Origin of the sequence: Chryseobacterium sp. SSA4.19, assembly GCF_022601875.1 — a bacterium.
Taxonomy (GTDB): domain Bacteria; phylum Bacteroidota; class Bacteroidia; order Flavobacteriales; family Weeksellaceae; genus Chryseobacterium.
The window spans coordinates 199,462-212,343 of record NZ_JAKVIP010000004.1 but is presented as its reverse complement, the minus strand read 5'-3'; the positions used below and the strand labels follow the sequence as shown (position 1 = coordinate 212,343).

Sequence of the window (12,882 nt, the reverse complement as noted above, 5' to 3'; positions counted from 1 at the left end):
GTCTGAATGTCAAATATAAATTTACAAATTCTTACAATAAAATACAAAAAAACCGCCTCAGTTGTGAGACGGTTTCTAAGTCTTTATAAAACGCTGATGTTATTATGCGTTTGCTTCTACAGATACAAAAGATCTGTTGTTTGCTTTCTTTCTGAAAACTACTTTTCCGTCTATTAAAGCGAACAAAGTATGATCTTTACCGATTCCCACGTTTGCACCCGGGTGGTGTTGAGTACCTCTTTGTCTAACAATAATGTTTCCGGCAATAGCCTCCTGACCTCCGAAAATCTTTACTCCTAATCTTTTGGAGTGTGATTCTCTACCGTTTTTGGAACTACCAACTCCTTTCTTATGTGCCATTTTATTCTAAGGTTTTTTGGTTTAAATTATTCTGCGCTTTCAGCAGCTTCAGCATCTGCTTTTTTTGTTGTCTTCTTAGCAGGCTTTTCTGCTTTTTTAGCTCCTTCAAATCCTGTAATACCAGTGATCTGAATTTGAGTTAAAGATTGTCTGTGACCATTTTTAACCTGGTAACCTTTTCTTCTTTTTTTCTTGAAAACGATTACTTTATCAGCTTTTACGTGGTCAAGGATCTCTGCTTCTACAGTGATTCCGCTTACAGCTGGGGCGCCTACAGTGATTGCTCCGTTTACAGTAAGAAGTACTTTATCGAAAGATAATTTACCTCCTTTGTCTCCTGACAAACGGTTTACAAACAACTTCTGGTCTTGCTCAACTTTGTATTGAAGCCCTGCTATTTCTACAATTGCAAACATTGTTTATAGATTTTTTTAGTTATTTCGAGGTGCAAATATATGAATTATTTTTTAATCCATTCAAATTCAGTTCAATCTTTTTAAAATATAAATTTTAACTATGCACAGAATAATTTATCACAATAAAGTGACCTATTGTCTCGTTAAAAGTAGTAGCTTCGTATTAATCAAAATATTTTATATGAAAAGAAATCTTAATTTCCACTTTATGGTGGGAGCCTTGGCTGCACTATCATTATCAGCATGTAACGACGATACTATGGAAGCTCCTATCCCGGAGCAACAGACAGAAAACTTAAGACCTGAACAGCCTAATGCACTGGAAAAAGTCTGTTATTATGTGGACCAGAACTGGAATTCAAGCGCTATTTTAACTACCGCACTCCAAAATTCAGCAGATACGAATTTCATGAATTCCCAGATGACCAAGATCGCAAGCATGTGGGGAAGAAGCAATCCGACTTTACGATTTGTGAATGATCCCTCCAATTACAATTCTACGTACAATGCTATTTCCTATTCCACAGGAAAAATATATTATGGGTATGCCATATATTATGACGCCAAAAGTAAAGGCGGGGATATTGTAAATGCAATGATCCTGGCACATGAATATGGACACCAACTGCAATATATTTTCGGGCTGCCAACCGTAAATGAATCTACAGCAAGACCGAATGAGCTGGAAGCAGATGGATTTGCAGGATATTACCTGAGAAGACCAAACGGGTATAACCAGACTTCGTTTGCACAAATTGCCGCAGCGTACGAGTTTGCACAAAGCATCGGTGATTACCAGACTAACAGTCCGGGGCATCACGGAACACCTCCACAGAGAAGATCTGCGGTTCGTTTAGGATTTTTATTAGGACAATATGATCTTACAGCGGCTGCATTTGATTATAATTTCTTCTATTATTATCAAGGTGTTTTAAACGGCACCTACAAAATGGGTAAAAACACTCAATATCCTGAAATTGATGCTTATATGACTCAGTATATGGATGAGCTGAGAAAAATACAAAGCGGAGAAATTTCAGCTGAAGAATTTAAAGACCTTCAATAACATTCATTCATTTTCGATATTATTTTCATGAGGTAAGCTCTTGCTTACCTCTTTTCTTATTTAAAATATTCATAAAGTTTATTTACTTTTGGCTATCAGATATTTTGCAATGAAAAGAGACCTCTACATAGACTTTGCCAAAGGAATGGCTACCCTTTCCATCATTTTTATCCATACGGCATTCTGGTCAGGACAGTTTTATATTGAAACTGAGGTAAGGGTATTTTCTCTTGTGTTTGATGTGGCCTTGTTTTATGCTTTGAGCGGGATTACTTCAGGATCTGATATTGAAAAAACGTTTTATAGATTACTGAAACTGCAGATCACCTATATGATCTTCGTGACGCTGCTGTTTTTCCTGGATTATTTCTTTAAAATCTTCGGACTCACATTCTTTTCTCCGGAGTGGCTGCAAAATTTCTATGCTACCTTCGGATCAAAATATGCCGCCACTGGCATTTCTGCGATTCCTCAGTGGGAAAATCTGGGCAATTGGTATTTGCACCAATATACAAATGCAGATACGTTCCCTGTAGTGATGGGAAGTTTCTGGTACCTGAAAGTCTATTTTATATTAACGGTTTTCGGAGTTTTAATCTTAAAGTTTTTTCCGAAGCATATTAATTGGTTTATCGGGCTTTGTATTACTTTAACATTATTATTTAATATTTTTCCGGAAATATATCCTACAGGTCAGGTGGGTTATTTAGCATTTTACATGACCGTTTTTCTGTTAGGCAATAAGTTGAAAGGAAAAAAAATTCCAACAAAAGCGATTCCCGTTCTGTATGGATTGGTAGCGGCAGCCCTGATATGGATGTTTATGTTCTATGGGAATGAAATTTTCTATAAAATCAACAGGAATAAGTTTCCGCCAAAAATCCCTTATATTATCTGGTCGTTATTTTCGCTGGTTACTTTATTTATCTTCTATAACAGGCTGAAGATTACAAAAGAAAGTTTCGTTACTCATATCGGCAGAAATGCGATATTTTTTTATTTCGCACAGGGAATAAGTTCTTCTCTGGTCTATTTTTTAGTAGTCCCATTAAAAGAAATTATGCCGTGGTGGATATTAATGATTTTAATTTATATCATTAATATACTATTAGCCTTTGTGATATCCGGCGGACTGAAAAAATTTGATCATTGGGGCTGGAAAATACTGGAATTTCTGAGAATAAAAACGGCTGTTAAATAACAGCCTTATTTTATCTTCTTCTTCCGCTTCTCGTTATCAAAGCAATGATGATAATAAGGAGAATAGCACCTCCAATAATATACATCGGGTCTGCATACCATTCTGTAGTTGTGGTACTTTTTGCACTGTCTTCTTTGGTTACTACTCCTCCTGCAGTATCCTGAGCGAAAGCAGTAATAGACATTAGCATAATTAATGTTAACGATAATAAAGCATTTGCTTTATTTTTAAAAATAGCAATCGTGTTCATTTGTTTAAATTTTTTAAGTTATTTTTAAAACAATAACAAAAAAAGGACCACATTCTTCTAAAACTCTAATGAAGAAATGAATTTAATATAAAAGGAATTAAATAAAATTCTGCGGTATCACAAATTATTTTAATTTTACGGAAAATTTTAAAATATGTTTAAGTTGAAACTTCCTACCGATCCGAGGTGGGCAAATATTGCAGAAGAAAACATTGAAGAAATTTTAACAGATCATGCCTGGTGCGAGCAGAAGGCCGCTACCAATGCGATCGGACTGATCACCATGCTTCCTGAATATCCTGAGATTGTGACAGAGCTTTTAGCTATTGCACAGGAAGAGCTGGAGCATTTTAATCAGGTCCATGAGATCATTAAGAAAAGAGGCTATACTTTTGGGCGCACCAGAAAAGACGATTATGTGAATGAACTGGTAAATTTCATTCAGAAAGGAGGGAACAGAGATGACCTGATTGTCGACAAGATGCTTTTCGCGGCGATGATCGAAGCCAGAAGCTGTGAAAGATTTAAAGTCCTTACCGAAAACATCAAAGACGAAGAACTAAAAGTTTTCTACAAAGAACTGATGATTTCTGAGGCCAATCATTATACAACATTTATCAGCTTTGCAAGACAGCTTGGAAATCCGGATAAAGTAAATACAAGATGGGAAGAATGGCTGGAATACGAAGCCAAAATCATTCAGTCTTACGGAAAAGGAGAAACCATACACGGATAAAATTATTTTGAAGAAACTGACATTTGAAAATATAGCCAACTTTTTCCTGAAAAACTTTTTTCAGGGATTAGTTATTATCGGCCCAATCGGGCTGACCATTTTCGTGATCTGGTATGTCGTTTCGTCAATTGACAATATCATTCCTTCGGTAGCAAAGGAAATCCCCGGACTGGTTTTTATCTCAACCATCTTGTTAACAGCCCTTCTGGGATTTTTGGGAAATAAATTCGTGGTTGGCAAATTCTTTTTCGATTCCATGGATCGTTTACTCGAAAAAACACCCGGAGTAAAGCATATTTACACGCCAACAAAAGATGTGATGTCTTCATTTGTCGGAGATAAAAAGAAGTTCAATGATCCGGTCTGGGTAAAAACCAATGAAAATCCTGAAATCTGGAGAATAGGATTTCTTACCCAAAAAGAAATGGCTGATGTGGAAAAGCATAATTATGTGGCGGTGTATCTGCCTCATTCTTACGCAATTTCAGGCTGGGTAATTGTTACAGAAGAAAAAAACATCAAACCGGTAGTGGGAATGACGGCTGCTACAGCCATGAAGTTTGCCGTGAGCGGCGGTGTTGCAGGCTTCCATTCTGATGACAATATTTTTAAAGCACCCGAATAATCTTTTTATATACTACCATCAGGTATTAATATTTATATCTATTTTCTTAATCATACTCCTCCTCAGGTATCAATAAAAGAAAAATATCCTTCATACGCTAAATGAACCGCCTGAATTACCCTTGGTGATTTAGCGTTTATATCACGAATTCAATATACAAAACTAACAATACGATATCATTAAACATGAGCAAAGTGGCGATCATAGGAGCCGGGGTTTCCGGTTTAAGTATGGCAAATTATTTAGAAAAAAATAATATTGACTATCATCTTTACGAAAGAAGAACACAAAACGACCTGAAAGGACATGGGTTTATCCTGCCTAAAGAAGGCATTGAGCTTCTTTCAGAGATTATCAATATTGATGAACTTTATAAAAAAGGAAGTTTTCTGAAGAAATATATCCATTACAGCCAGAGTGGAGAAATTCTTTCTGAAAAAGATCTGGATGATGTTTTTGTGGTTTCCAGAAGTGCATTGATTGAAATTCTGGCCAACAGCATCCCTTCAGACAAGCTTTCATATGAAACAACAGTAACGCTAAAAGGTTTTTCACACGGGAAAGCTGATATCCTGATTGATGATCATGCAAAACTGGAAGCCGATATTGTTGTTGCTTCGGACGGATCGAGAAGCAGAATCAGGAGAGGGATTTTTCAGGATGAGAATATGAAAGCTGTTCTGGAAAATGAAGTGGTTAATATTATTGAAAATGAAGAGCTTGCCGGACAGATAGAAAATAATTTCCTAAAATTCCACCATGAAAACGGAGGTCTTACGTTTGGCGTTTTAAAGCTTTCATCTTCAAAAATACTTTGGTATTGCCAGTTTGACATTACCAAATTTTTCATCAATGAAGAGTATACTCCGGATTGCATCAGACAATTCATGCTTGATCATTTCGGCAACTGGAATCCTTTGGTTTCATCCATTATTGAAGAGTCAGGATACGAAAATGCCCATATATGGAGAGTGTATGAACTGGAAAAATTAAATCCTTTTTATCATGAAAATGTAGTGTTTATCGGCGATGCAGCACACCCTTTGATTCCTTTCACAAGCCAGGGAGTTACTTCTGCACTGAAGGATTCCTTTACATTAACTGATCTTCTCAACAAGGAAAATGATCTTGAGGAAACATTCCGGAAATATGAAGAAGAAAGAAGGCCTGAAATTGACATCCACATCAAAAACGGTAGAACACTCCTTCAGCAATTCCTTTTACCTCTTAATGAGCAACCAAAAAATACATTACCAATCTCTTATAAATAAAAAATGTTTACAAATAAAGATATTAATTTCGATGCCCTGAAAAGGAAAGCTTACAACGGCAGATGGGCCACTTTGGAAAACGGAATCATTCCATTGACTGCAGCAGATCCCGATTTCAGGATGTCTTCAGAAATCGAAAACGGGATTATAGAATACATCAAAGACGGTTATTTAAGCTACGGCCCTTTTTCCGGAATTCCAGAGTTTAAAAAAAGTGTTGCTGAACATTTCAATACGGAAAAGAAAGGAAATTTTACTCCTGAAAATGTTTTAGCGGTCAACAGTGCTGCCCAAGGTATGTTTCTGATTGCTAAATATGTTTTACAGACGGGAGATGAAGCTATTATATTTGATCCCGTTGATTTCCTATTTAAAAAAACAGTGGAAGCCGTAGGTGGAACTATCAAACTCTGCTCTGTTGATTCCACAACAGGAGATATTGATCTGGATATGCTGGTATCACTAATTTCTCCTAAAACCAGATTAATCAGTATCTGCAATCCTCATAATCCTGTCGGAAGAGTATATTCTAAAGAAATCTTAAAAAAAATATCTGAAATTGCAGCAGCTCATGACCTATGGGTTATGAGTGATGAAATCTGGAGTGATATCGTTTACGATAAAAAAGAATTCAACACCTATTCATCCGTTTCCGAAGAGGCTAAAAACAAAAGCTTTACGGTTTTTGGTTTTTCAAAATCCTTTGGGATTGCCGGACTGAGAATCGGTGCTGTATTGTGCAATGACCAGGAGCTTCTGGATGACTTTACTGAAAAATCCAATTTCAATTCTACCATTGAAGGTGTTTCGACATTGTCTCAGATTGCCGCAAGCGTAGCTATTGATAAAGCAAAACCCTGGTTTAATGATTTTCTGACCCATCTCCAACATAACCGGGACCTTGCTTACAGTATGCTAAGCAATTCAGGAATTTTAACTCCTAACCGTCCCGAGGCTACATTTGTAATATTCCCTAAAATAGAAAACGGAATGTCCAGTGATGAATTTGCCCAGCATGTTTTAAAAGAAGGCAAAGTAGCTATTGTTCCAGGCTCGGAAAGGTGGTTCGGAAAAGGTGCTGAAGGCCATATCAGAATATGTTTCTCTACATCGCAGGAAATTCTGACAGAAGGGCTGAACAGGATCATCAACAGCTTTTAAAATAATAATCCCACAGGATTAACCTGTGGGATTATTTCTATTATTTTTTTGAAATTTTATACAGCTTTCCGCTATCGGTAATACCGTATAGATGGCCATCCATCCCGTTCAAAACATCTCTGAACCTTTCTTTCTGGTCTAAAAGAAGACGCTCCTCTCCTATTACTTTATTATCTTTCAGGACAATCCTGTTAATATGCTGCCCGCTAAGACATGCTATAAATAAATTATTTTTCCATTCGGGAATATTTCCGGTATAAAAAGTAACACCGCTTGGTGAAACTACCGGATCCCAATAATAAACAGGCTGTTCGGTTCCTGCTTTTTGAGTGGTTCCGTTATTGATTTTCTCCCCGGAATATTCAATCCCATAAGTTACATCCCCCCAGCCGTAATTTTTTCCAGGCATAATTAAATTGATTTCATCTCCGCCTCTCGGACCCATTTCAATATCCCAAAGCTGTCCTTTTTCATCCAAAGCCAGACCTTGTGGATTTCGGATCCCATACGCATAAACTTCGGGCTTATATCCGGGCTTATTCATAAACGGATTTCCGGGAGCAGGTTTCCCGTCTTTTGTAATCTTTAAAATTTTGCCCAGATAATTATCTGTTTTCTGTGCATATACCCTTGTTTGTTTATCCGATCTTTCTCCTGTACTTACAAAAAGATTCCCGTCTTTGTCAATCTGCAGCCTTCCTCCGTAATGTTTATCACCATCATAAGAAGGGGTAGCCCGGAAAATTACCTGTACATCGGAAATATTTTTCATATCCGGTGAGAGCTTCCCTTTACCTACTGAGGTAAGATTTCCATCCCCGAAAGGTTCGGAAAAAACAAAATAAATCATATTATTGGTCTTAAACTCGGGGTCTAAAGCAACATCAAGCATTCCGCCTTGCCCTTTAGAATCAACTTTTGGAAATCCTTCAATTTTCGAAACCTGTTTTCCATCAGCTGATACCACATTGATAAAACCCGTTTTCTCCGTAATTAAAAACCTTCCATCCGTTAAATTGATAATCCCCCACGGCTTGCCTAAATTCTGATTTAAAATTTCTACGGCATATGGAGTTGTTGTTTTTACCGGAGCAATACGGGTCTGCCCTTTAAAAGCAGGTTTATAGTCTGTATTTGCTTTCTCTTCCTGTGCAGAAGCCTCGCTTGGTTTTCCTTTTCCCTGACAGGAAACAATCATTATTGCAGAAGTCAGTAAAACAGGTAAAAAGATTTTTTTCATAATTAATAATTAAGTAGTTACGATATTATAAGGAAAAATAATGCCATAAAAATTTGCTCATTTAAATTTTAATTCTACATTTGTAGAACAAATTATAAAAACGTAGAATATGAAAGATGCAAAACTTAGCGATTCCGAAAAAACACTGATGGAAATTCTCTGGGAAAAAGAAAGAGCATTCATGAAAGATATTCTGGAATCTTATCAGGAACCGAAACCTGCCACCACCACTGTAGCAACCTTGCTGAAAAGAATGCAGAATAAGGACCTGGTAGGTTTTAAACTGTATGGAAACTCACGTGAATACTTCCCGAAAGTAGCAAAAGGGGAATATTTCAAGGAAGAAATGTCTTCTATGATTAACCGTTTTTTCAACAGCTCTGTGACCCAGTTTGCGTCATTCTTTACCTCGAATGCCAAACTTTCCCAGAATCAACTGAAAGAACTCCGTGAAATTATTGATCAGCAAATTGATGAAAAATGATCATTATTGTAAAAATAATTCTTTGCTCTGCATTACTGCTTACTGTTTACAATCTGTTTCTGCAAAAGGAAAAGATGTATAGGTTCAACCGGTTTTATCTGCTGTTTTCACTTCTGTTTTCCTATGCAGTCCCATTCGTTTCGGTAACAGCAGAAATGCCGAAACCTATTCGAAAAGCACAGACCATTATTGAATCAACCCAAGAGATTCTGGATCTGACTCAAACACAGCAAAGCTTTGATTGGACGATCTTAGCCTGGTTCATTTATGGAAGCGGCACACTGCTTCTTTTAGCAAGAGCTATTGTATCAATCATAAAAATTAAAAGATTAAAAGGAAAAAAGATTATCTATCAGAACCAAAATATGATCATCACTGAAAAGCATCTTTCACCATTCAGTTTTTGGAATACGATTTATCTGGGGAAAAACTACTGGATTAATGATAAAATAGACAGAAGGATTTTTCTTCATGAAAAAGCCCATTTGGATCAAAAGCACAGTATCGATCTTTTAGTGGTTGAAATCGTGAAAATTTTCACCTGGTTCAATCCGTCTGTTTATTTCTTTCAAAAAGCAATGGTTACCAACCATGAATTTCTGGCAGATGAAGCTGTTTTAGAAAACGACTGTAATGTAAAAGATTATCAGCAGCTCATCCTTCACGAAATTATTTCCAAACAAAACTATAACCTTACACATACATTCAATTTTAAAAACACTAAAAACCGATTTATTATGATGAACACTAAAAAAACAAGACTTACCTGCATTAAAAAAATGGCCAGCATTCCTGTACTTACAGCAGCATTCTTATTATTTGCGCATAAGAACTACGCAACTACTCTGGAACATCTTGTTAAAGACACGCAAGAACATATTTTTGAGCCGGAAAAAAATCCAGATGCTGAAACTGTAAACAAAGTTATTACGCAGCCTGAACAACTATCTATTTCTGCAGAAAACGCGATCCAGCAAGAAGAGCTTTCTAAAAACACAAATGGTGAGAAAGGAATTTCGGATACCCTACGTCCGAAAGAAGGAAATCCAACATCTTTAAGCCAGGAAAATACAAAGAGTGTAAATGTTTCGCCCACCAATGACAATATTTCACTTCCGCAATTTCCGGGTGGGAACAATGAATTAAGAAACAGGGTGGCGAAATTGTTTGACGGATCAAAAATAAATACACCCAAAAACAAGGAAATGTACAGAACAGATCTTTCTTATACCGTAAAAGAAGACGGAACTGTGACTGACATAAAAGCTTCGGGGAATAATGAACTATTTAACAATGAGACCATAGCCGCATTTAAGAAAGCTAACGCAAACATAGTCTGGAAACCTGCAGAAAAAGACGGTAAAGCCGTTTCTTATACGTTCAGAATGCCGCTTACCATGTCTTTCGAGTAGAAAACAAACAGCATCTTAACCGGGATGCTGTTTTTATTAGAGCTGATTTGCAGTCCGCAGTATAATCAAAATACGAGGTAAATACATTTTTAGTCAGAAATTTCTTTCGTATTTTTGTTATACAAGATCACATTTTTTATGCAGTTTAAACTTCAATCAGAATATCAACCGACCGGGGATCAGCCTCAAGCTATTGAAAAGCTTACCGAAGGCATCAAAATCGGCGAAAAGTATCAGACGCTTTTGGGAGTAACCGGATCAGGGAAGACCTTTACCGTGGCCAATGTGGTGCAGAATGTCCAGAGGCCAACCCTGGTTCTGGCACATAACAAAACTTTGGCGGCTCAGCTTTTCATGGAGTTTAAAGAATTCTTTCCTGATAATGCAGTGGAATACTTTGTAAGTTATTACGATTATTATCAGCCTGAAGCCTACATTGCCACATCAGGAACCTATATTGAAAAAGACCTCAGCATCAATGAAGAAGTTGAAAAACTGAGGCTTTCGGCAACAGCCAGCCTTCTTTCCGGAAGAAGGGATGTTTTGATTGTTGCTTCAGTTTCCTGTATTTATGGTATCGGAAACCCAACAGAATTCCATAAATCTTTAATTTCCATAGCAATAGGCGAAAAAGTAACCAGAACCGCGCTTTTACATGGTTTGGTTAATGCATTATATTCCCGAACTTTAAATGAGTTCCAAAGAGGCACATTCCGGGTAAAGGGAGATGTGATTGATGTATTTCCCGCTTATGCAGACAACGCGGTAAGAATACAGTTTTTCGGTGATGAGATCGAAAAAATCCAGAGTTTTGATCCTGTTTCAGGAAATGTTACGTCGAATTTTGAGCAGATTCAGATTTATCCGGCCAACCTTTTTGTCACTTCAAAAGAGACACTGAACGGTGCGATCAGAAATATTCAGGATGACCTTGTCAAGCAGGTTGATTTCTTCAGTTCCATGGAAAAACCACTGGAAGCTAAAAGATTGCAGGAAAGGACAGAACTGGACCTGGAAATGATTAAAGAACTGGGTTACTGTTCGGGGATTGAAAACTACTCAAGATATCTTGACGGCAGATTACCGGGAACCAGGCCTTTCTGTTTACTGGATTATTTTCCGAAGGACTTTCTAATGGTCATTGATGAAAGCCATGTTACCGTACCGCAGGTTCATGCTATGTACGGAGGCGACCGCAGCAGAAAAGAATCTCTGGTGGAATACGGCTTCCGGCTTCCGGCAGCTATGGACAATAGGCCATTGAAATTTGAAGAGTTCGAAGCCATCCAAAACCAGGTGATCTATGTTTCTGCTACTCCGGCAGATTATGAACTGGAAAAAACCGGAGGAGCTTATATTGAACAGATTATCCGCCCCACAGGGCTTTTAGACCCTATTATAGAAATCCGTCCGACCATTAATCAGATTGATGATTTAATGGAAGAAATCCGCAAAAGAGCTGATTTGGATGAAAGAGTCCTGGTAACCACATTAACCAAAAAGATGGCGGAAGAACTGACTAAATATTTCACCAAATTCGGTATCAGGACAAGATATATCCACTCGGATGTGGAAACATTGGAACGGATCCAGATCATGCACGATTTACGGATCGGGCTTTTTGATGTTCTGATTGGAGTTAACCTTTTACGGGAAGGCCTGGATTTACCAGAAGTTTCTTTGGTCGCCATTTTAGACGCCGATAAGGAAGGAATGCTAAGAAGCAGAAGATCGATGATCCAGACAGTTGGCCGGGCTGCGAGAAACCTTAACGGAAGAGCTATTATGTATGCCGATAAAATTACAAAATCCATGCAGGCAACGCTCGATGAAACGGAATACCGCCGTGCTAAACAAATGCAGTATAACGAAGAGCACGGAAAAGTACCTGTTGCTTTAAATAAAAAAATCTCTGAAAATCTCGTCGGAAGAACTAAAGACTTCCCGGATGAAAAATATACCCAGAAAGAAATCCTCCAGAAAGTAGCAGAGGCTAAAGCCAGCTACACTTCTGAAGATATGGAAAAGGTAATTGTACAGAAGCAGAAAGAAATGGAAGCTGCCGCAAAGAACCTTGATTTTATTAAAGCTGCAAAATTAAGGGATGAAATCGCCGCTTTAAAAAACTGATGCTTTTTAGCCCACAAAATCAAACGTAATTTTATAAACATGAAAAAAGTAACAGGAATCGGAGGCATATTTTTCAAATGCAAGGATCCGAAAGCGCTGAAGGAGTGGTACAAAACCCATCTGGGAATCGATGGCAGTGAGTATGGAGTAACCTTTGACTGGAAAGATACTGCTGAAGCTCACCCAAACGGTTCCATAACTTGGAGCCCATCACCTGAAACAACCGATTATTTTGCCCCTTCTTCCAAAGAATTTATGATTAACTACACGGTTGATAATCTGGAAGCCCTGGTTGAGGAACTTAAAGAAGAAGATGTGAAAATCCTGGATGAAATTGCTATTTATGATTTTGGAAAATTTATCCACATCATGGATCCGGAAGGAAATAAAGTGGAGCTTTGGGAACCTAAATAGTGAATATTAATAGTTTCGGGGGGGGGGGGGGGGGGGGGGGGGGGGTGTTTTTGTTTTTTTTTGTTTGTGTTTTTTTTTTTTTTTTTTTTTGTTGTTGGGGGTGTGTGTGGTTGTTT

General features: G+C 37.6%; 13 protein-coding genes and 1 pseudogene. 10 read left to right on the top strand and 4 right to left on the bottom strand.

Features of this window, described 5'->3' with window-relative positions; all coding sequences use genetic code 11:
* Nucleotides 1-102: 102 nt before the first annotated feature.
* Both rpmA and rplU read right to left on the bottom strand, forming a co-directional pair.
* A complete protein-coding gene (gene rpmA / locus MKJ01_RS04340) occupies nucleotides 103-360 on the bottom strand; it encodes a 50S ribosomal protein L27 (protein WP_027387413.1) in 258 nt (85 codons plus the stop codon).
* A 41-nt stretch (nucleotides 361-401) separates the two neighbouring features.
* Nucleotides 402-776 (bottom strand): annotated as a pseudogene (gene rplU / locus MKJ01_RS04335) (50S ribosomal protein L21); the annotation flags it as partial.
* 181 nt (nucleotides 777-957) lie between these two features.
* Here rplU and MKJ01_RS04330 point away from each other — a divergent pair.
* Both MKJ01_RS04330 and MKJ01_RS04325 read left to right on the top strand, forming a co-directional pair.
* Nucleotides 958-1,842, top strand: a complete 885-nt coding sequence (locus tag MKJ01_RS04330; protein ID WP_241615687.1) for a hypothetical protein — start codon at nucleotides 958-960, stop codon at nucleotides 1,840-1,842.
* Between the two features lie 109 nt (nucleotides 1,843-1,951).
* A complete protein-coding gene (locus tag MKJ01_RS04325; protein ID WP_241615686.1) occupies nucleotides 1,952-3,043 on the top strand; it encodes an acyltransferase family protein in 1,092 nt (363 codons plus the stop codon).
* A gap of 10 nt (nucleotides 3,044-3,053) precedes the next feature.
* Here the strand turns inward: MKJ01_RS04325 and MKJ01_RS04320 are convergent, their stop codons facing one another.
* Nucleotides 3,054-3,293 (bottom strand): hypothetical protein, encoded by a 240-nt coding sequence (locus MKJ01_RS04320; RefSeq protein WP_241615684.1) that lies wholly within the window; start codon nucleotides 3,291-3,293, stop codon nucleotides 3,054-3,056.
* A 154-nt stretch (nucleotides 3,294-3,447) separates the two neighbouring features.
* Here MKJ01_RS04320 and MKJ01_RS04315 point away from each other — a divergent pair, with 154 nt between their 5' ends.
* The 4 genes from MKJ01_RS04315 to MKJ01_RS04300 all read left to right on the top strand — a co-directional run bounded on the left by MKJ01_RS04315 (nucleotide 3,448) and on the right by MKJ01_RS04300 (nucleotide 7,086).
* Nucleotides 3,448-4,029: a tRNA-(ms[2]io[6]A)-hydroxylase gene (locus MKJ01_RS04315; protein WP_241615682.1), complete on the top strand. Its 582-nt coding sequence runs from the start codon at nucleotides 3,448-3,450 to the stop codon at nucleotides 4,027-4,029.
* 7 nt (nucleotides 4,030-4,036) lie between these two features.
* Nucleotides 4,037-4,654 carry a DUF502 domain-containing protein gene (locus tag MKJ01_RS04310; protein WP_241615681.1) on the top strand — a complete coding sequence of 206 codons (618 nt, stop codon included), beginning with the start codon at nucleotides 4,037-4,039 and terminating at the stop codon, nucleotides 4,652-4,654.
* A 185-nt stretch (nucleotides 4,655-4,839) separates the two neighbouring features.
* On the top strand, nucleotides 4,840-5,925 hold the full coding sequence (locus MKJ01_RS04305) for an NAD(P)/FAD-dependent oxidoreductase (RefSeq protein ID WP_241615680.1): 1,086 nt from the start codon (nucleotides 4,840-4,842) through the stop codon (nucleotides 5,923-5,925).
* Between the two features lie 3 nt (nucleotides 5,926-5,928).
* Nucleotides 5,929-7,086, top strand: a complete 1,158-nt coding sequence (locus tag MKJ01_RS04300; RefSeq protein ID WP_241615678.1) for a pyridoxal phosphate-dependent aminotransferase — start codon at nucleotides 5,929-5,931, stop codon at nucleotides 7,084-7,086.
* Between the two features lie 40 nt (nucleotides 7,087-7,126).
* On the opposite strand, the gene MKJ01_RS04295 is transcribed toward MKJ01_RS04300, so the two are convergent.
* Nucleotides 7,127-8,326, bottom strand: a complete 1,200-nt coding sequence (locus tag MKJ01_RS04295; protein WP_241615677.1) for a PQQ-dependent sugar dehydrogenase — start codon at nucleotides 8,324-8,326, stop codon at nucleotides 7,127-7,129.
* Nucleotides 8,327-8,435: 109 nt separating this feature from the next.
* Here MKJ01_RS04295 and MKJ01_RS04290 point away from each other — a divergent pair, with 109 nt between their 5' ends.
* From MKJ01_RS04290 to MKJ01_RS04275, 4 genes are all read left to right on the top strand, one after another.
* Complete coding sequence (locus MKJ01_RS04290) at nucleotides 8,436-8,810, top strand: BlaI/MecI/CopY family transcriptional regulator (protein ID WP_241615676.1); 375 nt, start codon at nucleotides 8,436-8,438, stop codon at nucleotides 8,808-8,810.
* Nucleotides 8,807-10,222, top strand: a complete 1,416-nt coding sequence (locus MKJ01_RS04285) for a M56 family metallopeptidase (RefSeq protein ID WP_241615675.1) — start codon at nucleotides 8,807-8,809, stop codon at nucleotides 10,220-10,222. Before MKJ01_RS04290 ends, MKJ01_RS04285 begins: the two co-directional genes overlap by 4 nt.
* Nucleotides 10,223-10,360: 138 nt before the next feature.
* On the top strand, nucleotides 10,361-12,352 hold the full coding sequence (gene uvrB / locus MKJ01_RS04280) for an excinuclease ABC subunit UvrB (RefSeq protein WP_241615674.1): 1,992 nt from the start codon (nucleotides 10,361-10,363) through the stop codon (nucleotides 12,350-12,352).
* A gap of 39 nt (nucleotides 12,353-12,391) precedes the next feature.
* Nucleotides 12,392-12,766, top strand: a complete 375-nt coding sequence (locus tag MKJ01_RS04275; protein WP_241632496.1) for a VOC family protein — start codon at nucleotides 12,392-12,394, stop codon at nucleotides 12,764-12,766.
* Nucleotides 12,767-12,882 lie beyond the last annotated feature (116 nt).